Here is a 20,551-nt window from a genome sequence, read left to right as displayed (position 1 = left end):
AATATCTGAAAGCTCACCATAACGAAAACGGCGGGCCGAGGCCCGCCGTGGTACCTTATTGCAAGGTTCCGGATTCTACCAAAGCTCGTAGCGCAACCCGAGCTTGACTTCGTGGGTATCCAGGCTGCCGACCTTGCCATCGCCAAAGGTGTCGGCGCTGTCCCAGCCGAACATGTCGCCACCATCGATGCTCCGGTATTTGTAGCCGACATCCAGCTTCAGGTTCTTGTTGATGTCGTAAGCGAAGCCTGCCATCAGCGCATAGGTCAGACGCCACCCGTCCTCACCCGGATGCGTCGAGCTTCCAACCGGCAACAGGGTAGGACAATCAACTGCGCCGTCGACGCAATAGCTCGTGTTCTCAAGGTTCTGCCAGCGTACCAGGGAATAGCCCACGCCGGCGCCGACATAAGGCGTAAAGCCAACGTAGGTTCCGAGGTCGACGTAGCCGTTGGCCATGAGGCCTATAGCCGAGACTTCGGAACTATTGGACGAACGGCAAGACGTATCGTCGGGCATTCCCGCGCACGGATCATCGCTGGCCGTGGAGCCGCTAAAACTGGAGCGATAGCCCTCCACCGTTGCATCTGCGCGGAGGAATTCGGTGAAGCGATAGCCGAAACCGCCGCCCCACGAAAAATCAGGATCGAGTTCCGCGGACGTGAACGAAGCCGGCAAGAAGGCCGCCGGATCCGGCGGAACGGCGGGTTCGTAGATCGTGTAGTCCACTCCGCCGACGCTGCTCGAGAAGATGTAACCGACATCGCCGCGCAGGTACCAGCCGGAGCCGACCTCCACGGGCACGAATTCGGCAGCCTCTTCAACGATGAGCGGTGGATCGTAGTCGGCGGCGCTGGCCGCGATCGGTGACAGCACTGCAATCGACAGAAGAAAACGCAAAGGCATCTTCATGGTGATACTCCCGAGATAGCATCGGGCGACACTCGCCCACCCGTTCGAGAGTGCATTGTTAACTATACAGGTTAAATGCAGGTTAACCATGAAACGTCACGAAACCATTTGATTTCAGATATTTAGTTCTTTTCGAGGCAGCAGCGCAAAAGAAAAAGGCCCCGCTATAGGGGCCTTTTTCTCTGAATGTCATGCCTTGATTAGTTCAAGGCGTAGCGAATGCCGAGCTTGAAGTCGTGCGAGTAGATGTCGTTGAACTTCATGCCGTTGTTTTCCAGGTCGAAGGCGGGATCGTCATTGTTCAGGCGACCGGTCTTCGCATCACCGAGCGACATGAAGCTGTAGCCGAGATCAACCGTCATACGCTCGGTCGCCTGGAGACCCACGCCGGCGTGAAGAGCCCATGCAAGGTTCCACTCCGACTCGTCGCTGGCCCACGCGCCGCCGCCGGTCTGGATGTTGGAGTCGCGGAAGTGAGAAATGGTGTTGTAGGAGGTGCCGATACCGGCGCCGACATAAGGCGTAATTCCGGAGAACGTGCCAAAGTCGTAGTAGCCGTTGGCCATGAAAACCAGTTCAGACTTCGTGCCGGTATATTCGTTGGTCGTGATGGGGTCACCATCTTCGGCGACGACCCAGTCGAGCGCATAGAAGTCCGACTTGCCGCGCCACTGCACCGTCAGGTCGCCGCGGAAGTAGTCGTTGAACTCATAGCCGACGCCCGCGCTGAAGGTTGGCGCTGCGGAGAATCCTCCGTCGTCGTACCAGCCGAATGCGAAGGGGAGCGAAAAGAGATCCGACTCCAGCCCGTCATAGAACTGGTTGCTCATGCCGATGTCGCCGCGGATGTACCATCCGCCGACCACGACCGGAACGATAACCGGCTCCTCGATGAGATCGGCTGAATAGGCCGGGCCCGCCGCGCCGGCGAGAAGTGCGGCAAAGAGGGCTCTTTTTACGAATCGATACATGCGTGTCACCCTTGGTCTGATCGGGCACCCGCCCGAATCCCTTGAACCTTCGTTAGGGATAATGAATTGCAAAGGTTAAGCCCCACTTAACCCTGACGCTTAACCATGTTGAGTCGTATGGGATGCGCTCTGAGCCGGGGTATGACGCCGATTTCGATGGCGATTGAGGAACGGCGCGCCTATATAGGTCGAGGCGGTCTGCGCTTCCCGGCAGGAGAGACATTTCCCCGGGGCCTTATTGATCCCTAGGGAGCTGTCCCTGACCGGACCCGTGGGTTCGGACACACGGCGCCCACCTACTTTGTAGGTTCCCGGGATCGACTTCTCCACCGGTCGTGTGGATCGCCACTACTCTGCACTCCTTCGAAAAATCATGCCCTCTCCGAAAGACCTGAAACGGCAATTGAGGCGAGACGCGCTTGCCCGCCGGGATGCTCTGGACCCTTGCTGGCGTCTCGAGCAGTCGCTCGCCATGGCGGATATGGCAGACGATATTGCCCCGGACCGGGGAACGGTCGTCTCCGGTTTCTGGCCGATGCGGTCCGAAGTGGATATCCGCCCCCTTATGTCCGCGCTCAGCGACAACGGCGCGAGGGTCTGCCTTCCGGCCATACTCGACAAAACGACAATCGAGTTCCGCGAATTTGTCGATGACATGGCTCTGATCGACATGGGTTTCGGCACGTTGGGCCCGGGCGAGGAGGCCGAGGCGCTGGATCCGTCGATCCTGCTGGTGCCGCTGGCCGCGTTCGACCATCGCGGGCATCGCATTGGCTACGGCGCGGGCTACTATGATCGCGCCATCGCCAAGCTGCTTGCCAAAGGTCACTCCCCCCGCCTCATCGGCGTTGCCTTCGACTGCCAGCAGGTGCCGCTCGTGCCGGACGAGCCGCATGACGTGATCATCCCCGAGATCCTGACCGAAAGCGGTTTGCGTCGCTTCCTGACGCCTCTATAGAAAGAGCAATGAGACTTCTCTTTCTCGGCGACATGGTCGGTAAATCAGGACGGACGGCGGTCTGGGAACAACTCCCCGGACTGATTTCCGATTTCCGTCTCGATTTTGTCATCGTCAATGGCGAGAACGCGGCCGGCGGGTTCGGCATCACCGAAGACATATTCCAGACCACGCTTGCGTCGGGGGCCGACGTCGTGACGACCGGCAACCATGTCTGGGACCAGCGCGAGGCGCTCACGTTCGCCGCGCGCGAGGACCGTTTCCTGCGACCTGCCAATTATCCGAAAGGTACGCCCGGCCGCGGATCGGGCGTCTACATGGCCAGAAATGGCGCGCGGGTGCTGGTCGCCAACATCATGGGCCGCGTCTTCATGCATCCGGAACTCGACGACCCGTTCACCAGCGCCGACCGCGAGGTCGCCGCGTGCCCCCTCGGCGAGCAGGCCGATGCGGCAATCTTCGATTTCCACGCTGAGGCGACGTCGGAAAAAATGTGCTTCGGGCATTTCCTCGACGGCCGGGTCAGCCTCGTTGTCGGCACGCACACGCACCAGCCCACGGCCGACCACCAGATCCTGAACGGCGGCACCGCCTACATCACGGATGCGGGCATGTGCGGCGACTACGACTCCTCGCTCGGCATGGAAAAGGAAGAGCCGCTCAGTCGCTTCCTCTCGAAGGTTCCCAAAGGACGCTTCGAAGCAGCCCGGGGGCCAGCCACGATTTGCGGCGTCGGTGTCGACATTTCCGACCGCACCGGACTGGCGGAGAGGATCGCGCCGTTCCGCCGCGGTCCCCGGCTCGAAGAAACCGCGCCTTCTTTCTGGAACTGACATTGACGAAAGCCCGGGCGAACCCTACTTGCCCGCGAAGCCGATCCTGCTGACATGCCTTGGGGACAAAAGACATGCCGATCATCGACTTTCTCGCGCCGCACTTCGTGTGGACGGGGGATCCGACTGCCTGGATCGCGCTTCTGACGCTGGTGGTGCTCGAGATCGTCCTCGGCATCGACAACCTAATCTTCATCTCGATCCTGACCAATAAGCTGCCGGAACATCAGCGGGCCCGCGCACGCCGCCTTGGCATCGGCGCGGCGCTCATCATGCGGCTGCTGCTGCTTGCCACCATATCCTTCATCGTACAGTTGACCACACCGCTCTTCACGCTGTTCGACCACCCGTTCTCCTGGCGCGACATCATCCTGATCGCGGGCGGCCTGTTCCTTGTCTGGAAGGCGACCAAGGAAATCCATCACTCCGTGGATCATGATGACGACAAGGAGAACATGATCGGTCAAACGCTGCAGCTTTCCATGGGCGGAGCGATCTTCCAGATCCTTTTGCTCGACCTCGTGTTTTCGATCGACTCCATCATCACCGCCGTCGGCATGACCGACGAAATCGCCATCATGTACATCGCGGTCATCTGCGCCGTGACGGTGATGCTGCTGGCCGCGACGCCGCTCGCCAATTTCATCGCCAAGAACCCGACCATCGTCATGCTGGCCCTTGGCTTCCTGCTTATGATCGGCATGACCCTGATCGCGGACGGCATGGGCTTCCATGTGCCGAAGGGATACATCTACGCGGCGATGGGCTTCTCGGCTCTTGTCGAAGGGCTGAACATGCTGGCGCGTCGCAAGAAGAAGAAGGATTCAGGCGGCGCGCACTAGCAGCGCGCCTGCCTCGGCCTATTTACACTCCTTCCAGCACGACGATGGTCGGGCGGCTGGGCAGGGTCTTCAGCGAAACCTGCAGCGACCGGCTCGGTCGGAATTCGACCTGAAACCCCTCTCCCATCATGCCGGTGAATTCGCCCAGTGGGGTCGAATGGCGGTGCATCGGCAGGATCATGGAAGAATAGAGCCGCGTCGCGATCTCGCTCATTGAGGCAAGAGACTGCGTCATGCCTCCGTCGATCGGCACCATGAGAATGTCCAGCCGGCCGATCTGGCCGAACTGCTGATCGCTCAAACGCGTGTGCAGGTGCCCCAGATGACCGATGCACAGACCGGCAACCTCGAAGATGAAGATCGAATTGCCGTCACGTTCGAGACCGCCGCCCCAGTTGCGGATGTCGGTCGGTACGTTGCGGATATAGACATCGTCCACGACCAACGCGTGCCTTGCCGGCCCACCCTCCGGGTTCCAGCCGCGCAGCACATAGTCGATTGCGGGGTCCGGAAAGTCGGTGAAGTGGGTCCGGTGCGCCTTGTTCATGGTCGCCACGCGCGGCAGCGGGTCGCCGCCATAGACGCCGGAGAAGTCAGTCGCGATGCGCACGCCACCCGGCGTCTCGATGATGTAGGTCGAGTGGCCCGCGTAGGTGATCGTGACGTCGCCATCGACGAAGGTCTGAGCGAGGATTAATGGCACCGCCCGCGACGGCGTGAAATTCGCGTAGGTCGCAGACGGGAATGCGTTGGCGATGGCGACACATCGCGAAGGTGGCGGCTCATCCTGCGCCCAGGCGCTCCAAGGCGAGAACAGAACGGTCAGCACAAGGGCGAAGCAGCGAAGCATATCTGTCTTCCGGCTAATGTGAGTGCCGCAACGATAGCGCGACGTGCGCCAGCCGATCACTTCCCCCAAGGGTCACGTTTTCGCGAGCCGGCTTTGCTCCTCGGCTAGACGTTGCTCACCGTTTTATCTATAAGGCGCGCCATTCCGAAAACACGCCAGACGACAAACGGGGGCTCGATGGCCGGCCATTCACAGTTCAAGAACATCATGCACCGCAAGGGCCGGCAGGACGCCATGCGGTCGAAGTTGTTCTCCAAGCTGGCGCGCGAAATCACGGTTGCCGCCAAGACCGGCATGCCCGACCCGGCCATGAACCCACGCCTGCGCCTTGCCATCCAGAACGCCAAGGCAGAGTCCATGCCGAAGGACAACATCCAGCGCGCCATCAACAAGGCCGCGGGTGGCGAAGGCGACAACTACGAAGAGGTTCGCTACGAGGGCTACGGGCCGGGCGGCGTCGCCGTCATCGTGGAAGTGCTCACCGACAATCGCAACCGCTCCGCCTCCAACGTGCGCGCGGCCTTCACCAAGGCTGGCGGCGCCCTCGGCGAAACCGGCTCGGTATCCTTCATGTGGGACCGTGCCGGCGAGATCTATTATCCGGCATCGGTCGGGGACGCCGACAAGGTGATGGAGGCCGCGATCGAGGCCGGTGCCGACGACGTACAGTCCGACGAAGAGGGCCACACCATCCTTTCGGCGTTTGAAAGCATCAACGATGTCTCCAAGGCGCTGGAAGATGTGCTCGGCGAGGCTGAATCGGTCAAAGCGATCTGGAAGCCGCAGAATAACGTCCCGGTGGACGAGGAGCGCGCCCAGTCGCTGATGAAGCTGGTGGCCACCCTTGAGGACGACGACGACGTCCAGAACGTCTACGCCAATTTCGAGGTCGACGACGCGACGCTGGCGAAGCTCAGCGCCGCATGACGGAGAAGCCGTCGCCGGTCGTTCGCATCACCTATTGCACCCAGTGCCAGTGGTTGCTGCGGGCCGGCTGGATGGCACAGGAGCTTCTCTCGACCTTCGACGCCGACCTCCGCGAGGTCGTGCTCGTCCCCGGGACGGGTGGCATCTTCACCATCACCTGCGACGGCAGCCTGATTTGGGACCGCAAGCGTGATGGCGGTTTTCCGGATGCGGCAAAACTGAAGCAACTCGTGCGGGACGTCATCGACCCCGAGCGCGATCTTGGCCATACCGATCGCAAGCACAGGGCTTCGACGCCAGACTAGGCAGTGGACTCATAAGTCTGCATTTGCAGTCACGCCGATGCGATAGCTATTGCTGCGAGGAGGTTTCTCGCGCTTCCCGCTCATGGGTACAGAACAGGACTCACCTTCCTGACCGAAGGTCGGCAGGCGGAGGCCCTGACCGAGTCGCCCCGCCTGCCGTTGCCCCCGCGCCCTGCCCCACGGTTGCAAGTCTGCCAAAAAAACGTGGGGCGCACGCTGGACGTCGCCCCACTCTCCTTGGGTGCCTAAGGCTTGGGACAGTCACGACCGTCCGTGCCTCATCTCCTCGTTATTCGAACCGCTTTCGTCTCGTGCCACCGGCTGTTCAGTCCCGGCTGGAACCCTTGCGCTGCGGGGCCTTGGCCCACGTCATGTCGCCATAGGTGACCACGGCAGCGAAGAAAACGAACGCGGCGACGACCGCGCTCAGAACCACTATTGTCTCGGCAGGCATCGTGCCCTCCTCTCTGTTGCAGGGAGGATGGCGCGACGGCTGCCGGCCCGCTTTGATCAGGATCAAACACATCGGGAAAAAGCGCGTTGACAGGCGATGCCCGCCCGCTTACATGAGCGCCCACCAGCCCAGATGGCGGAATTGGTAGACGCGCACGGTTCAGGTCCGTGTGCCGCGAGGCGTGGAGGTTCGAGTCCTCTTCTGGGCACCAAATTCCAGTTTCATACGATCCGAGATCGTCCAGAAAGATAGAAGGAAAGCCCGAGAAATCGGGCTTTTTTGTTGCCGGTTGGTATGGCTTCGTCCAATCTGGTCCGTTGGTATCCAGCAAGATTGTTGGTATGGTTGTTGGTAGATCGCTGCCCTGCCAGCGAACCTCGGAACGGGATACCAACAGATGCCACTGTCCGATGCCCAGTTAAGGTCACTCAAGCCCGCTAACCGCCCCGTAAAGCTTAGCGATGGTGGCGGGCTGCATGTCCTAGTCACTCCGCAAGGGTCACGGCTTTGGCGGCTTGCCTATCGCTTTGCAGGCAAGCAGAAGCTGCTCGCGCTAGGCGCGTACCCGGCGGTAGCTCTGGGCGACGCTCGGAGCCGACGCGACGAAGCGAAGCGACAGCTGGCGAAGGGACTCGATCCTTCGACCGAGGCGAGGCGGGACAAGCAGGCAAAATCCGCCTCGCTCGCCAACACATTCGAGATCATCGCGGCAGAGTTCCTCGCCAAAACCAAGCGCGAGGGCAAAGCTGACGCGACGCTAGCCAAGAAGCAGTGGCTGATAGGCATCGCCCTTCCTGATCTTGGCAAACGACCCATCGGAGAGATTTCGGCGGCCGATGTGCTGCTGCCACTTCGAAAAGTAGAGGCGGCAGGCAACTATGAGACGGCCCGTCGTCTGCGCGCGGTCATCGGTCAAGTATTTCGCTACGCCATCGCCACCTCGAAAGCGGCCAACGATCCAACATTCGGGCTCAGGGGAGCGCTGGTCGCACCAAGGGTGACGCACCGCGCGGCTCAGACGACTTGGAGTGCCTTTACGGCTCTGCTGCGGGCGATTTGGGGCTATGATGGATCGCCTGCGACGCGCGCCGCCCTAAAGCTGATGGCGCTGCTCTATCCCCGTCCCGGCGAACTGCGGCAGGCGGAATGGTTGGAATTCGATCTAGATGTAGGTATTTGGACGATCCCGGCTGTCCGTACAAAAATGCGGCGCGAACACCGGAAGCCTCTTTCAGCCGCAGCCGTCGAAATTCTGCGCGATCTCAGGAACCACACCGGAAATCGTCGACTGGCTTTTCCTTCGCTACATTCGGCCGAGCGACCTATGAGCGAAAACACTTTGAACGCTGCTCTGCGCAGGCTCGGCTACTCTGGCGACGAGGCAACCGCCCACGGCTTTCGCGCGACAGCCTCGACTCTTCTCAACGAAAGCAGGCGCTGGTCGCCGGATGCCATCGAGGTCGAGCTTGGCCATGTCGGCGCCGACGAGGTCCGCCGAGCCTATCACCGAGCAGTCTATTGGGATGAGCGGGTGAAGATGGCCGAATGGTGGGCAGGGTCTCTGGAAAGCGTGCGCAAGTCGCAATAAGCATTGATGCGCAGAATTTGGCGTGATGATCTCTGACTAGCGCGACTCGCTGGACCGTTGATGACGCTCGTATCTCACTGGATGCATGTCGACCTTTTCACCGTGGAGCAAGCCGCTGCACTTTGGGTAGGGTATGATCCGGCTGCCATTAGCCCCGTCAAATCACTGCGCCCGTCCGAATTCGTTGCCGCGACTCAAATGATTACTGCCGGCATCCGAAGCGGCGAGATTACCGCAGACTTTTCCACCAACGCATATGCAGTAATCGGCGACCATTCCAAGTCACTGATATCTAGAGCCGATCTTGAGGCCTTTGCTCGAAAACGTGCCCTCTTTCCCGCGTTTCTGTTCGACACGCTGGCGCCGCTGGAAGGTACCGGGGGGCTTGCAATTGGGCGTCAGCCGGCTCGCCTCCAGACTCTGGCAACTCCGTCTCAATCGGCAACACCGTATTCAGAGTTATCTGCGTCGCCGACCCCGGTGCCGCCAGCCTCGAACCGAGGCGGCCGACCGCCGGAATATGATTGGAACAGCTTCGCCTTAGAGATCATTCACCGAGCGAATCAGCCGGATGGTCTTCCGGAAAGGCCTGCCGAACTGGTTCGTGACATGCTGGCCTGGTTTCAAGCGGAGTCCGGCAAAGAGCCTGCCGAAAGCTCCGTGCGAGAACGAATTTCCAAGATTTACAAATACATGGCCGATCGCAGAAACCTCGCCTACTAGGTTTCTGGCAGTTTCCGGCTGCAGCACGTTGCTGGATGTAGAAGTTGCTGTTCCATCTTCAACGGATGGATGCGGACCATGTCAAACTTCACGGAACTGCCGGAAACGGGCTTCCTTCGCCTTTCCTCGATCCTCGCCCCGCGCGGCCCCATCCCGGTCAGCAAGTCGACCTGGTGGGCAGGCATCAAAGACGGGCGCTTTCCCAAGCCCGTAAAGCTGGGAACTCGCATCACGGTGTGGCGCGTCGTAGACATCCGCAGCCTGATCGAGAACGGAGAGCGCTAGCTATGGCGCGGCGGCCGATGATCCGCAAGATCAAGCGGAATAGGCCCTACACCCCCGACGAAGCAGCCCATTTGACTGGTGTCACTCCAGTCACCATCCGCCGCTGGCGCGAGCGTGGATTGATGTCCATTCCGGAGACCCGGCCGGCAATCATCTTGGGCTGCGATCTGATCGACTTTGTTAAGGCCCAGCAGACACCTAAACAGCATTGCCAGCCGCACGAATGCTATTGTCTTAAATGCCGTGCGCCGCGCGCGCCGGCCTTCGACGAGGTCGAGATCATCGTTATAAACGTCCGCTCGGGGAACATGCGCGCGCTTTGCTGCGAGTGCACGACGGTGATGCACAAGCGCATTCCGCTGGCAGCCGTCGATGCTCTCAGGTCTGAACACGGCCTGACCGTGACACTGCGTTGCGAACGCATAACCGAAGATACCTGACCCTGCCTGAATGATCGTTTCGGAGCGGATAGAGAACCATGCGAAAGCGCAATGCCAAGAACGAACGCATCAAGCGCCAGTACCTCGTCTTCCTTGAGGAAGCGAAGCAGTTGTCTGTGACCTCAGCCGACCAGGCGCTCGCGGCCATCCTGGCTTTCGAGGAGAGCACCGGCTACAAAGACTTCGCGCAATTCCACATCGAGCAGGCGCGCCGGTTCAAGCGGGTCCTCAGCGACACCGTTAATGCCTCAACGGGCAAGCCGCTGGCGAAGGCGACGATCCACTCCCGCCTAATGGCGGTAAAGGCGTTCTTCCAGTGGCTCGCCCCGCAGCAGGGCTATCGCAGGATCAAGTATCCCGACGCCGAATATTTCAATCCGTCGGCCAACGACCTCCGCGCCTCCAGCGCAAAACGTGAAAGGCCGGCGCCCGATCTTGCGCAGGTTCACCGAGCCATTGACGCCATGCCGTGCCAGACCGCGATCGAGAAGCGCGATCGCGCTGTTATGGCCTTCGCTCTCCTCAGCGGCGCGCGGGATGATGCACTGGCTTCTTTCCGGCTCAAGCACGTCGACCTAGACCAAAGAACTGTCTTTCAGGACGGGCGGGAGGTCCGCACCAAGTTTCGTAAGAGCTTCACGACCTGGTTCTTTCCGGTCGGCGGGAACGCCGAGGCGATCGTCCGGGAATGGATCGCCTATCTTCGCGACGAATGCGGATTCGGGGTGGAAGACCCCCTGTTCCCTCCGTCGCGTGTCGGTCAGAATGCCGACGGCCTGTTTGCCGTGCAGGGCTTAGACCGGACGCCGTGGAGCGACGCAGGCCCGATCCGCGCGATCTTCAAGCAGGCCTTCGTAGCCGTCGACCTTCCCAATTTTCATCCGCACTCGCTCAGGACCACGATCGCACGTCTTGGCCTAACGCTGTGCACCGCCGAGGAACAGTGGTCGACCTGGAGCCTCAATCTCGGCCACGAGAACGTTGCAACGACCTTCAAGAGCTATGCCACGGTGCCGACGCATCGGAGGGCCGAGATCATGCGCACGATCGGCACGCCAGCAAGCCCGGCCAACCTCAGCCAAGAGGAGATCGCGCTGCTCGAAAGGCTCGTCAGCGACGCCCGGCGCGGTGCCGCCGAGCCGGCGGGCAGTTGAGCTGGCCTCGGGTCAGCAAGGCAATAATCGTGTCGAAGGCTTAAGCTCAAAGGTCGAGGCTTTTGAGCGCCTCTTCAATCTCGCGCGCCTTCGCCTTCTCCTGTTTGAACCTCACAGCGAATTCCTCCACGGCGGTATCGCTCTTTGGATGGCATCCGGAATGGACGAGTGCGGCGTTGTCGAGATCAGTTTTCCCGCCTTTGGAATGCGGGTCCACATGGTGCACTTCAGCCTCAGCCCAGAGCACCTTGCCACCACACACATCACACTTCTTGCCGTTTCGCAGGTACAGCAGGGTTCGTTCGGCTTCGCCGTATGCCCGCTGTTGGTCTTTCGCCAGGGGCGCAATTATCGGGAGCATTTTCTCTAGGTAAAAGACGTGCCTTGTCTGAATCCTGTCGCCTCGATCCGAGTTGACCCGGGTCCACTGAGCGTATCGGCTCCAATACTCGTTTGGCTCCTCGGCATCTTTTCCTATCTTTGCCGCCGACAGCTGGTGCAAGAATGCGTCGAGCGCCTCAGGCAGGCTGTCCTGCCACGTGGGCACGTAGTCATCCCATAGGGCATCGGCTAAGGCGACAAGGTGAATCGCGTCGTGACCACGCAGTTTCGGTCGCTTGCCATCCCGAAGCATTGTTGTAAGTCGGTCCAGAATTGCAACCAGCCGCTTCGCCTCGACACCATCTCGTTCGAAGTCGATATGGCTGTAGTAAAAATCGCTGATTGCCGCAGACGATATGTCCGGAAATTCGGCTGACTGGTTTTCGCGCCTGTAGAGGTAGACCATAGCGAGTTGGGCTGCCAACTGGCGCGTCTTGCCTCTATCCTCTCCAGGCTTCATTCCAAGGACTTCGCGGAAAAATGCGTGACCCGGGTAGCGGGCAATGCCCGGCTTTCCCCCGAGCCACAAAACGAAATCGGTGAACTCTCCTGGCCACGAGTCGCGAGTTTCCTGCGCGTTGAGTGGCAAGCCGCTCTGCAATCGGACAAAGAGGTCTCTCACCTCGTTCGGATCATCTGTTTCGACCAAGACTACAGGCAGCTTTGATGCGAGGAAGCTTTGGCGCGTATCTTCCTCCAATCCGGCAAAAGTACGCCGCGACCAGCTACAAGGCTTGTGCTTGATGAATCGTGGAAACTTGGCCTTCTTTTCGTCCTGTACGGGATCGAGCAGGCTGAACGCGCCTTCAACGAAGCGATAAATTGCTTCCAGCCGCTGTTGGCCGTCGATGATCTCGAAATTCTCCTTCTTCTTGCCCGCGACTTCCTTCTTGATGTCATGGAGATATATGAGCGGGATCGGATACCCCCTGAGCAGTGAATCGATCAGCTTCTGCTGCTGCACGACGCTCCAAACCGTGCCCCGCTGATATTCCTGGTTCACGTCCAGCATGTTCGCGCGCCGTAGCTCCATGAGATCGGCGATCGCGTATTGTTCAGGCGTTGATTTCACGGCTTCCACCCCTCGCAAATTTTCGAGCCCTCGCACGGCAGTCGATTTCCTAGTGTCAGCGAAGCAAGCTGTCGTTGCAACCTGCAAGTGAAGGTACTGGATTCCAAATTGGATGTCCCAATGAGCCTTACGGTCATCTGGCTTGCGCAGACCCGCGCTGCGCCTTAAGCAGAATGCAGCAGGTTGCCATGACACTGATTAAGTCCAAAAAGCGCGTTGCGGACCACGGGGAGGTATTTACGCCCCCTTGGTTGGTCGACGCGATGCTCGATCTCGTGAAAGGCGAAACCGAGCGCATCGATTCGCGCTTCCTCGAGCCCGCCTGCGGGAGCGGCAATTTCCTGGTTCCTATCCTGCGACGCAAGCTCGCGGCGGTCGAACTGAAGTACGGCAAGTCGGCATTCGAGAAGCAGCATTATGCCATTGTGGCGGTCAGTTGCATCTACGGCATTGAGCTTCTCGCCGACAACGTTGCCGAGTGCCGCGCCAATGTCCTGAAGGTTCTCACCGACTATCTTCAGATCGACCCGGATGATGACCTCTGTCGCGCCGCGTCGAAGGTGCTGTCGCACAACCTGATCCACGGCGACGCCCTGAAGATGCGGACCGTCGAGGGTCGACCGATCGTGTTTGCGCAATGGAGCTACATCGGGAAGGGCAAGTTTCAGCGGCGCGATTTTCGCTACGACGTGCTGACGCTTTACGGGGCAGCTGGGGGTTTTGCCGATGAAGGCCTTCCCTTCACGCACGCCGGCAAGCATGACGTGTTCACGCCCGTGAAGACCTATCCGCCGATGACGGTGGCCGCGTTGGCGCGCGAGGACCGCGCCCAGGCCGCTGGGGAAGTAGCCTAATGCCCCAGGCGAGCTTCGCGCTTCACGGGCGAAACCCAGATGTTCTGAGCTGCATCGCGAACCTTTCCAATGACGAAGTGTTCACGCCGCCCGACTTCGCCAACCGCATGCTGGACACGTTGGCCGAGGCATGGGCAGCGAGCAATGGCGGTGCGGAAATCTGGGCCGACAAGGCGGTAAGATTTCTCGACCCCTGCACAAAGTCTGGGGTGTTCCTGCGCGAGATCACAAGCCGGTTGAACAAGGGTTTGGCGGCAGAGATTCCAGATCTTGAGGCGCGGATCGAGCACATCCTGACCAAGCAGGTGTTCGGCATCGGCATCACGAATCTGACCAGCATGCTGGCACGACGAAGCCTCTACTGCTCGAAGCACGCGCGCGGCAGGAACTCAATCGCAAAAAAGGGCTTTGCAAGCGATGATGGGAACGTTTGGTTCGAGCGCACGGAACACTCTTGGGTGGACGGCAAGTGCGCTTATTGTGGAGCAAGCGAGGCGACGTTCGAACGCGGCGACAAGCTTGAAACCCACGCCTACTCATTCATTCACACCGAAGATATCAAGGCTCGGATTGCCGAGTTGTTTGGAGGCGAAATGCAGTTTGACGTGGTGATTGGCAACCCGCCCTATCAGTTGGACGACGGTGGCTATGGCACCAGCGCAGCGCCGATATACCATCTGTTTGTCGAGCAAGCAAAGAACCTTGAACCGCGCTATCTCTCTCTCGTAATTCCATCGCGCTGGTTCGCCGGCGGCAAAGGATTGGACGAGTTCAGAGAGGCGATGCTCGCCGATACGCGAATACGTTCAATTGATGATTTCCTCAGTGCTGCGGACGTCTTTCCCGGTGTCGGCCTCAAAGGTGGCGTCTCGTATTTTCTCTGGGATCGCGACAGTCCCGGCCCCTGCCGAGTCGCCACTCATTTCAAGGACTGGCCGGTATCGGTTGCCAATAGATCGCTCGTGGAGAATGGAGCTGACGTCTTCATTAGGTTCAACGAAGGGCTTTCCATTTTGCGGAAAGTGATCGCCGTCGAGACCGGACAAACAGATACTCTTTCGCTTCCAGAGGACCAGCGCTTCGACAGGCTGGTGAGTTCAGCGAGGGCTTTCGGCCTGAGAACCTTCTTTAAGGGAAAGCCGAAAAGGTCTCGTGGAGATGTCTTAGTCTATCAGAACGGCGGTATCGGTTACATACCTCGCAGCTTGGTCGCGACCGGTCTTGATCTGATAGACAGATACAAAATTTTCGTGAGCTACGCGGCGCCGGGAACTGGAAACCGCGACACCTATCCTCACAAGATAATAAGTACTCCTTTCATCGGAGAACCAGGTAGCATTTCTTCTGAAACTTACCTCAGTATTGGACCTTTCGAAACGCGGCGACAGGCGGAAAGCGCGTTGTCCTATCTTGCGTGCCGACTAACACGCTTGCTCATTTTGCTACACAAGTCATCGCAACATACAACTCGCAAGGTCTATACTTTCGTTCCGACTCAAGATTGGAATAGGCAATGGGCGGACGTCGACCTTTACGATAAATACGATCTCACTGCGGAAGAGATCGCGTTCATCGAAAAGATCGTCCGCCCAATGGACATCACCGGTCGCGCCACGGACGAGGTGATTATAAGCGACGATGACTAAGTCCATTGACGAAATCCTCGCGCCCAAGCCCGCCGCAAGGCTTCGAATTTATGCCTGGACACCGAACGACCCGCCCGCCGCCTATATAGGTCTGATCAAGGTCGGCCAGACTACCTTGAGCGACGTCAATGCACGCATCCGCCAGTCACAAGGGCAGATGCAGCAGCGCTATACGCTCCACATCGATGCCGTAGCGGAACGAGACGACGGGACCGTGTTCCGTGACGCTGACGTTCGCCAGCGCTTGATCGACAAAGGCTTCGAGAACGTGGCGATCGGCGCATCGCGCGAGTGGATGCGATGCACTCACGCCGATGTCGCCACTGCGATCACTGAATTGCGGACGGGGCTGAAACTCACCGGCACACATCACGAGACCTTCCCAATGCGGCGGGAGCAGGCCGCTGCTGTGCAGGCGACGCACGCCTACTTCGTCTCGCGCTGGGCGGAAGACATGCATGCAGTGCCGCGCTTCCTCTGGAACGCCAAGATGCGGTTCGGCAAGACCTTCACCACCTATCAGCTGGCCAAGAGGCTCGGCGCCAAACGCGTGCTGGTGGTGACGTTCAAGCCTGCGGTGGAAGACGCTTGGCGGGCCGATCTGGACAACCACGCCGATTTCGATTGCTGGCAGTACCTGTCGAAATCCTCCGTCAGCGATCCAACCACCGTTTCCTCCAAAAAGCCGCTCGTCTATTTCGGCTCGTTTCAGGACCTGTTGGGAAGTGACCTGTTCGGAAACATAAAGCCGAAGAACGAGTGGCTGCACAAGGTGAAGTGGGACCTCGTGGTCTTCGACGAGTACCATTTCGGCGCCTGGCGCGACACGGCCAAGGAGTTGTTCGAGGGTGAAGAGGACGCCGTCGCGAGGAAGGAACTTGGCTACGCTAAAGACCTGGCAGAAGTGAACGACGATCTTGCCGTGCTGTCCGAAAGCGAGACTGAGTTCCTGCCGATTGCGACCAGGGCTTATCTCTATCTCTCCGGGACCCCTTTCAAGGCGCTGGCAACCGGCGAGTTCATCGAAGAGCAGATATTCAACTGGACCTACACGGACGAGCAGCGGGCGAAGGAAGATTTCGCGGCAGGGAAGCCCGATGCGTGGAACCCATATGCTGCACTGCCGCAGATGCGGCTCCTCACCTACAAGATGCCAGACGAACTCTTAGCGATCGCGAGTTCCGGGGAGTTCGACGAGTTCGACCTCAACGCGTTCTTTGAGGCCACCGGACGTGGAGATAAAGCCCGGTTCACGCACAAGCGCGATGTGCAGAAGTGGCTTGAGATCATTCGCGGCGGATACACACCCAATACGATCGAGCATCTCAAGACCGGTTCCCGACCGCCCTTCCCATACTCCGATATCCGGCTGTTGCCATATCTCCAGCACGCGTTCTGGTTTCTGCCGGATGTAGCTGCCTGCCACGCGATGGCAAATCTGCTTGCGGAAAAGCACAACACGTTCTGGCACGAATATAAGGTGGTGGTTGCAGCAGGAGCCGAAGCGGGCATCGGCCTCAAGGCGCTTGAGCCCGTGCGCAAGGCGATTGGCAGCGGCTTCGACACGAAAACCATCACGCTCTCCTGCGGCAAGCTCACAACCGGCGTGACCGTGCCGCAGTGGTCATCGATGCTGATGCTGCGCAATCTCAAGAGCCCGGAAACCTATTTTCAGGCCGCGTTCCGCGTGCAGTCGCCTTGGTCGATCAAGAACCCGAACGGCGACGATCCGAACGCAGAGCAGATCCTCAAGCCGGTTTGTTTTGTTTTCGACTTCGCGCCGACACGCGCATTGCGGCAACTGTCGGACTACGCGATCGGCCTCTCGCCGGGCGAGGCAAATCCCGAGAACGCCGTGCGTGACCTGGTGTCGTTCCTGCCGGTCCTTGCCTATGACGGCGCCAATATGACTCAGATCGACGCCGGCGGCATTCTCGATATCGCGATGGCCGGGACCTCAGCCACTCTGCTGGCCCGCAAGTGGGAGAGTGCGCTCCTAGTCAACGTCGACAACGATACGTTGCGTCGCATCATGGACAACGCGGATGCAATGGCAGCGGTCGAAAGGATTGAGGGCTGGCGGTCGCTGGGCGACAACGTCATCGAGACGATCATCAACAAGAGCGAACGGGTCAAGGAGCTCAAAAAGAAGGCCAAGGACGGCCAGCTGACCAAGAAGGAAAAGGATGAACTCACCGCCGAGGAGAAGGAATACAAATCCAAACGCAAGCTGGTGCAGGAGAAGCTGATCAAGTTCGCGACGCGCATCCCGGCCTTCATGTATCTAACCGATTTCCGCGAGAACACGTTGCAGGATGTAATCACGCGACTTGAGCCGGACCTGTTCCTCGCGGTCACCGGTCTGACCGTCAAGGACTTCCACCTGCTGGTGAATCTTAAGGTGTTCAATACCGAGCAGATGAACCAGGCAGTGTTTGCCTTCCGCCGCTACGAGGACGCGTCTCTTCGATACACTGGGATCGAGAGCCACGAAGGGCTGACCCACATCGGCCTCTATGACACGGTCGTGGCCAGGGATTAGCTCGGATCAAGCGCCGAAGTGCCAACAAGAGCGGGTTTGTTGGTATATTTGTTGGTATGTTGGAAATCTTTTCACCAAAAACATAGCCAAAACAGATGTTTATCGAGTGACTTCGATGCCTCTTCTGGCACCATTCCATCCCGACTACCAACGGGATCAATAAGTTAAGCCTGTCAGTACTTTGCTTGTGATTTGCGCCATAACGCGAGCGCTGGATTACAGAGGATCATTTTTGCGCTGACGACAGACCTATCGACAATGGGCTTGAAACTTTCTCAGTCATCAAAATCAGATAGGTTAGAGCGGACGGGATGGCCGCGCTTCTTTGCTTCTTTCAGGAAGTCAACGACTGTGTCAGGTGGACGACGAAGCTGACCGCTGAACTTCCTTTTCGCACGACAAATTCGTTCGAATGCTATCTCTGCCACCTGAGAACTCACTTGAAATCTCATTGCAATGTCCTCTGGACTGATCGCGTCCCAAGCTAGCCGCGTCGGCACGAGAAAATACGAGGCGAAGACATTAGCCTCTTCTTCTTCAATACGGTCACGCGCTGTCGGATACGCTGTAAGTCTTTTGGTTCGCTGCTTCATCCCCTTGTGACCTAGGAGATAGTGGCCCAGTTCGTGAGCGACGGTAAATCTTGCCCTCACCCGTCCAGCCTTGATGTCGTCCAGTACGCTCTCGCGAATTATGAGCGTGTGCGCTGCTTCATCCATCAGGGCTTCGTCTTGGCCGAGTTCGCCAGAGTTCGCCACACGAAAAGTGAAGCTTTTTGCCTTTTGCTCAAACGCCTCAAGCACGCCGTGCATGCACGGCGCGGAAATTCCCTCTAGACCCAGTTTATTCCGAAGCAAGCCAGCCCTTGCCTCGATAGTCTCTTCGCTGAGATTCAACATTGCGCCAACACCGCACCGCTCGATTCGTTCAAACAATATGATGTAAAATTTTCTCTAGCAAACACTAAATATGGTACTAATTGCGCCTGAAGGATTTATATGCGCATAAAAAAGCCGGGCCAAAAGGCCCGGCAATGTTGAAGGTCAGGACCCTCCAGAGGGGAACGTCGGGGCATCCGAATGGGAGGAAGGACGACCCGACGCCTCATCCATGCGCCTGTTCGGTCGCGGCCGATACGAATGCCATGCCAAAGATGGCGGGATCGGTAGAAATTCGTTCGTAGACGGCGCGACCTGTTCGCGGACCGGAAAGTCGGAAATCAGCCCGCAGCGCGGCTCTGGTCGCGCAGCGAGCGGTCGAGCGCACCGCGCAACTCGTGCTTCAGGCTTTCGAACTCCCCAGCGTCGCGGTCGCGCGGATGCGGCAGGCTGACGTCGAAGACGGCATCGATGCGCCCGGGGCGCGGACGCACCACGACGACACGGTTGGCGATAAGCAGCGCCTCCTCGATATCGTGCGTCACCAGCAGCAGCGTCGGGCGGCTCTCTTGCCACAGCCTTACCAGATGGTCCTGCAGGCTCGCCCTTGTCAGCGCGTCCAGCGCCGAGAAGGGTTCATCCAGTAGCAGCACGCTCGGGCCGGTCACCAGCGCGCGGGCCAGCGCCACGCGCTGCGCCATGCCGCCGGACATCTCGCGGGGCCATTTGCCGGCCTGCTCGGCAAGCCCGACGCTCTCCAGCGCATCGTGGATGCGCCTTTGCCGCTCGGCTGCGGGCACGCCCTCCAGCCCGAAGCCGACATTGTCGCCAACGGTGAGCCACGGCAGCAGGCGCGGTTCCTGGAAGACGAGGCCGACGGCCGGATGCGGCTGCGTGATGCGCTCGCCATCGACCAGCACCTCACCCCTGCTGGGCTGCTCCAGCCCTGCGATGAGCCTGAGGAGCGTGCTCTTGCCACAGCCCGAACCACCGATGATGGCGACTGCCTCGCCGGCTCCGACGCTCAGCGTGAAGTCCTGCAAGGCGCTCGTGCCGTTCGGATAGACTTTTGACAGATGGCGCAGCTCAAGCATGTCAGTTGCCCGCCCCGTAAGAATCCTGCCAGCGAAGGAACGGCGCGCTCGCGGCGACGATCAGCGCGTCGGTGATCTTGCCGATGACCGCGAACACCAGGATGGCCGCGACGATCTGGTCCGGCTTGCCGAGTTGCTGGCCATCGACCAGCAGATAGCCGAGCCCCTCCGCCGCACCCATGATCTCGGCGGCCACCACGAACATCCAGCCGAGGCCGAGCCCGGTGCGCAGCGCCAGCACGACATTGGGCAGGATCGCCGGCACGAGGATGCGGCGCACCAGCGCGAAACCCTTGAGCCGGAAGATGCGACCGACCTCGACGATCTTGCGGTCGACGCCGAGCACTGAGGCGGTGACGCCGAGATAGACGGGAAAGAAGACGCCGACGGCGATCAGCGCGACTTTCGATTCCTCGAAGATGCCGAGCCAGAGGATGAACAGCGGCACCCATGCCAGCGATGGAATGGCGCGCAGGCCCTGTATCGTCGGGTCGACGAGTTCCCTGAAGATGCGCGAATAGCCCGCAGCCGCACCCGCCGCGATACCGGCGGCAGCGCCGATCAGGAAGCCGATAGCCACGCGCCACAGCGTCGCGCCGATGTGCACCAGAAGCTCGCCGCCTTCCGAGAGCGACCACAGAGTCTGCGCTATGCGGCTCGGGGGCGGCAGCAGCCGACCTTCCGCCCAGCCGGCCTGCACTGCGATTTCCCATCCCACCGCCAGTGAAACCGGCAGCAGCAGGCCCAGAACGACCGGACGCCACGGGCTGGAACCCGTGGCGCGCGATGGCTTGGAATTGTCCCGGAACCCCGGCAAAACCGTCTCAACGGTCATGTCGCAA

General features: G+C 59.7%; 21 protein-coding genes, 1 tRNA gene and 1 other RNA gene. 15 read left to right on the top strand and 8 right to left on the bottom strand.

The window, feature by feature from the left end:
* Nucleotides 1-75 precede the first annotated feature (75 nt).
* Nucleotides 76-912 carry an outer membrane protein gene (locus ABMA32_RS07975; protein ID WP_349013163.1) on the bottom strand — a complete coding sequence of 279 codons (837 nt, stop codon included), beginning with the start codon at nt 910-912 and terminating at the stop codon, nt 76-78.
* Nucleotides 913-1,112: 200 nt separating this feature from the next.
* Entirely contained in the window at nt 1,113-1,883 is a 771-nt protein-coding gene (locus ABMA32_RS07970; RefSeq protein WP_349013162.1) for an outer membrane protein, read from the bottom strand.
* 192 nt (nt 1,884-2,075) lie between these two features.
* On the opposite strand from ABMA32_RS07970, the gene ssrS reads away from it, so the two are divergent.
* The 4 genes from ssrS (at nt 2,076) to ABMA32_RS07950 (ending at nt 4,516) form a co-directional block, all read left to right on the top strand.
* A non-coding RNA gene (gene ssrS / locus ABMA32_RS07965) (6S RNA) lies at nt 2,076-2,231 on the top strand.
* Nucleotides 2,232-2,256: 25 nt separating this feature from the next.
* A complete protein-coding gene (locus ABMA32_RS07960) occupies nt 2,257-2,841 on the top strand; it encodes a 5-formyltetrahydrofolate cyclo-ligase (protein WP_349013161.1) in 585 nt (194 codons plus the stop codon).
* An 8-nt stretch (nt 2,842-2,849) separates the two neighbouring features.
* Entirely contained in the window at nt 2,850-3,674 is an 825-nt protein-coding gene (locus ABMA32_RS07955; RefSeq protein WP_349013160.1) for a TIGR00282 family metallophosphoesterase, read from the top strand.
* Between the two features lie 74 nt (nt 3,675-3,748).
* Entirely contained in the window at nt 3,749-4,516 is a 768-nt protein-coding gene (locus tag ABMA32_RS07950; RefSeq protein WP_349013159.1) for a TerC family protein, read from the top strand.
* Nucleotides 4,517-4,538: 22 nt separating this feature from the next.
* Here ABMA32_RS07950 and ABMA32_RS07945 read toward each other — a convergent pair whose 3' ends face one another.
* On the bottom strand, nt 4,539-5,366 hold the full coding sequence (locus ABMA32_RS07945) for an MBL fold metallo-hydrolase (RefSeq protein WP_349013158.1): 828 nt from the start codon (nt 5,364-5,366) through the stop codon (nt 4,539-4,541).
* 177 nt (nt 5,367-5,543) lie between these two features.
* Here ABMA32_RS07945 and ABMA32_RS07940 point away from each other — a divergent pair, with 177 nt between their 5' ends.
* Both ABMA32_RS07940 and ABMA32_RS07935 read left to right on the top strand, forming a co-directional pair.
* Nucleotides 5,544-6,293, top strand: coding sequence for a YebC/PmpR family DNA-binding transcriptional regulator (locus ABMA32_RS07940; protein WP_349013157.1), 750 nt, complete (start codon nt 5,544-5,546; stop codon nt 6,291-6,293).
* Entirely contained in the window at nt 6,290-6,598 is a 309-nt protein-coding gene (locus ABMA32_RS07935; RefSeq protein ID WP_349013156.1) for an Rdx family protein, read from the top strand. The genes ABMA32_RS07940 and ABMA32_RS07935 overlap by 4 nt, the downstream gene beginning before the upstream one ends.
* Nucleotides 6,599-6,923: 325 nt before the next feature.
* Here the strand turns inward: ABMA32_RS07935 and ABMA32_RS07930 are convergent, their stop codons facing one another.
* A complete protein-coding gene (locus ABMA32_RS07930; RefSeq protein WP_349013155.1) occupies nt 6,924-7,052 on the bottom strand; it encodes a hypothetical protein in 129 nt (42 codons plus the stop codon).
* 126 nt (nt 7,053-7,178) lie between these two features.
* Between ABMA32_RS07930 and ABMA32_RS07925 the strand changes: the two genes are divergently transcribed.
* From ABMA32_RS07925 to ABMA32_RS07900, 6 genes are all read left to right on the top strand, one after another.
* Nucleotides 7,179-7,263: transfer RNA gene (locus ABMA32_RS07925), tRNA-Leu, on the top strand.
* A 186-nt stretch (nt 7,264-7,449) separates the two neighbouring features.
* On the top strand, nt 7,450-8,640 hold the full coding sequence (locus tag ABMA32_RS07920; RefSeq protein ID WP_349013154.1) for a tyrosine-type recombinase/integrase: 1,191 nt from the start codon (nt 7,450-7,452) through the stop codon (nt 8,638-8,640).
* A gap of 60 nt (nt 8,641-8,700) precedes the next feature.
* Nucleotides 8,701-9,363 carry a hypothetical protein gene (locus ABMA32_RS07915; protein WP_349013153.1) on the top strand — a complete coding sequence of 221 codons (663 nt, stop codon included), beginning with the start codon at nt 8,701-8,703 and terminating at the stop codon, nt 9,361-9,363.
* 78 nt (nt 9,364-9,441) lie between these two features.
* Nucleotides 9,442-9,648: a helix-turn-helix transcriptional regulator gene (locus ABMA32_RS07910; RefSeq protein WP_349013152.1), complete on the top strand. Its 207-nt coding sequence runs from the start codon at nt 9,442-9,444 to the stop codon at nt 9,646-9,648.
* Between the two features lie 17 nt (nt 9,649-9,665).
* Nucleotides 9,666-10,088 carry a MerR family DNA-binding transcriptional regulator gene (locus tag ABMA32_RS07905; RefSeq protein ID WP_349013151.1) on the top strand — a complete coding sequence of 141 codons (423 nt, stop codon included), beginning with the start codon at nt 9,666-9,668 and terminating at the stop codon, nt 10,086-10,088.
* A 38-nt stretch (nt 10,089-10,126) separates the two neighbouring features.
* Nucleotides 10,127-11,242: a site-specific integrase gene (locus ABMA32_RS07900; protein ID WP_349013150.1), complete on the top strand. Its 1,116-nt coding sequence runs from the start codon at nt 10,127-10,129 to the stop codon at nt 11,240-11,242.
* 46 nt (nt 11,243-11,288) lie between these two features.
* On the opposite strand, the gene ABMA32_RS07895 is transcribed toward ABMA32_RS07900, so the two are convergent.
* The gene (locus ABMA32_RS07895) at nt 11,289-12,731 is read right to left on the bottom strand and encodes a GmrSD restriction endonuclease domain-containing protein (protein ID WP_349013149.1); all 1,443 of its coding nucleotides are present in this window, start codon (nt 12,729-12,731) and stop codon (nt 11,289-11,291) included.
* Between the two features lie 152 nt (nt 12,732-12,883).
* On the opposite strand from ABMA32_RS07895, the gene ABMA32_RS07890 reads away from it, so the two are divergent.
* The 3 genes from ABMA32_RS07890 to ABMA32_RS07880 are packed head-to-tail and all read left to right on the top strand — an operon-like array spanning nt 12,884 to nt 17,737.
* Nucleotides 12,884-13,549, top strand: coding sequence for a DNA methyltransferase (locus ABMA32_RS07890; protein ID WP_349013148.1), 666 nt, complete (start codon nt 12,884-12,886; stop codon nt 13,547-13,549).
* Complete coding sequence (locus ABMA32_RS07885) at nt 13,549-15,195, top strand: Eco57I restriction-modification methylase domain-containing protein (RefSeq protein WP_349013147.1); 1,647 nt, start codon at nt 13,549-13,551, stop codon at nt 15,193-15,195. Before ABMA32_RS07890 ends, ABMA32_RS07885 begins: the two co-directional genes overlap by 1 nt.
* Nucleotides 15,188-17,737 carry a DEAD/DEAH box helicase family protein gene (locus ABMA32_RS07880; RefSeq protein ID WP_349013146.1) on the top strand — a complete coding sequence of 850 codons (2,550 nt, stop codon included), beginning with the start codon at nt 15,188-15,190 and terminating at the stop codon, nt 17,735-17,737. The genes ABMA32_RS07885 and ABMA32_RS07880 overlap by 8 nt, the downstream gene beginning before the upstream one ends.
* Nucleotides 17,738-18,012: 275 nt before the next feature.
* Here the strand turns inward: ABMA32_RS07880 and ABMA32_RS07875 are convergent, their stop codons facing one another.
* The 3 genes from ABMA32_RS07875 to ABMA32_RS07865 all read right to left on the bottom strand — a co-directional run bounded on the left by ABMA32_RS07875 (nt 18,013) and on the right by ABMA32_RS07865 (nt 20,544).
* Nucleotides 18,013-18,636, bottom strand: coding sequence for an ImmA/IrrE family metallo-endopeptidase (locus tag ABMA32_RS07875; protein ID WP_349013145.1), 624 nt, complete (start codon nt 18,634-18,636; stop codon nt 18,013-18,015).
* Between the two features lie 320 nt (nt 18,637-18,956).
* Nucleotides 18,957-19,709, bottom strand: a complete 753-nt coding sequence (locus ABMA32_RS07870) for an ABC transporter ATP-binding protein (protein WP_349013144.1) — start codon at nt 19,707-19,709, stop codon at nt 18,957-18,959.
* Between the two features lies 1 nt (nt 19,710).
* A complete protein-coding gene (locus ABMA32_RS07865; RefSeq protein ID WP_349013143.1) occupies nt 19,711-20,544 on the bottom strand; it encodes an ABC transporter permease in 834 nt (277 codons plus the stop codon).
* Nucleotides 20,545-20,551 lie beyond the last annotated feature (7 nt).

Origin of the sequence: Mesorhizobium quangtriensis, assembly GCF_040081925.1 — a bacterium.
GTDB classification, from domain to species: Bacteria; Pseudomonadota; Alphaproteobacteria; order Rhizobiales; family Rhizobiaceae; genus Mesorhizobium_K; species Mesorhizobium_K quangtriensis.
The sequence above is the reverse complement of the archived record's forward strand: the minus strand, read 5'-3'. Positions and strand labels throughout refer to the sequence as shown.

Bases quoted from the DNA above. Each gene is read 5' to 3' on its own strand.
- ABMA32_RS07865 (WP_349013143.1), bottom strand. From the start codon at position 20,544: ATGACCGTTGAGACGGTTTTGCCGGGGTTCCGGGACAATTCCAAGCCA.
- ABMA32_RS07935 (WP_349013156.1), top strand. From the start codon at position 6,290: ATGACGGAGAAGCCGTCGCCGGTCGTTCGCATCACCTATTGCACCCAG.
- ABMA32_RS07970 (WP_349013162.1), bottom strand. From the start codon at position 1,883: ATGTATCGATTCGTAAAAAGAGCCCTCTTTGCCGCACTTCTCGCCGGC.
- ABMA32_RS07910 (WP_349013152.1), top strand. From the start codon at position 9,442: ATGTCAAACTTCACGGAACTGCCGGAAACGGGCTTCCTTCGCCTTTCC.
- ABMA32_RS07950 (WP_349013159.1), top strand. From the start codon at position 3,749: ATGCCGATCATCGACTTTCTCGCGCCGCACTTCGTGTGGACGGGGGAT.
- ABMA32_RS07875 (WP_349013145.1), bottom strand. From the start codon at position 18,636: ATGTTGAATCTCAGCGAAGAGACTATCGAGGCAAGGGCTGGCTTGCTT.
- ABMA32_RS07900 (WP_349013150.1), top strand. From the start codon at position 10,127: ATGCGAAAGCGCAATGCCAAGAACGAACGCATCAAGCGCCAGTACCTC.
- ABMA32_RS07930 (WP_349013155.1), bottom strand. From the start codon at position 7,052: ATGCCTGCCGAGACAATAGTGGTTCTGAGCGCGGTCGTCGCCGCGTTC.
- ABMA32_RS07945 (WP_349013158.1), bottom strand. From the start codon at position 5,366: ATGCTTCGCTGCTTCGCCCTTGTGCTGACCGTTCTGTTCTCGCCTTGG.
- ABMA32_RS07940 (WP_349013157.1), top strand. From the start codon at position 5,544: ATGGCCGGCCATTCACAGTTCAAGAACATCATGCACCGCAAGGGCCGG.
- ABMA32_RS07955 (WP_349013160.1), top strand. From the start codon at position 2,850: ATGAGACTTCTCTTTCTCGGCGACATGGTCGGTAAATCAGGACGGACG.
- ABMA32_RS07905 (WP_349013151.1), top strand. From the start codon at position 9,666: ATGATCCGCAAGATCAAGCGGAATAGGCCCTACACCCCCGACGAAGCA.
- ABMA32_RS07885 (WP_349013147.1), top strand. From the start codon at position 13,549: ATGCCCCAGGCGAGCTTCGCGCTTCACGGGCGAAACCCAGATGTTCTG.
- ABMA32_RS07960 (WP_349013161.1), top strand. From the start codon at position 2,257: ATGCCCTCTCCGAAAGACCTGAAACGGCAATTGAGGCGAGACGCGCTT.
- ABMA32_RS07920 (WP_349013154.1), top strand. From the start codon at position 7,450: ATGCCACTGTCCGATGCCCAGTTAAGGTCACTCAAGCCCGCTAACCGC.
- ABMA32_RS07870 (WP_349013144.1), bottom strand. From the start codon at position 19,709: ATGCTTGAGCTGCGCCATCTGTCAAAAGTCTATCCGAACGGCACGAGC.
- ABMA32_RS07915 (WP_349013153.1), top strand. From the start codon at position 8,701: ATGACGCTCGTATCTCACTGGATGCATGTCGACCTTTTCACCGTGGAG.
- ABMA32_RS07880 (WP_349013146.1), top strand. From the start codon at position 15,188: ATGACTAAGTCCATTGACGAAATCCTCGCGCCCAAGCCCGCCGCAAGG.
- ABMA32_RS07975 (WP_349013163.1), bottom strand. From the start codon at position 912: ATGAAGATGCCTTTGCGTTTTCTTCTGTCGATTGCAGTGCTGTCACCG.
- ABMA32_RS07890 (WP_349013148.1), top strand. From the start codon at position 12,884: ATGACACTGATTAAGTCCAAAAAGCGCGTTGCGGACCACGGGGAGGTA.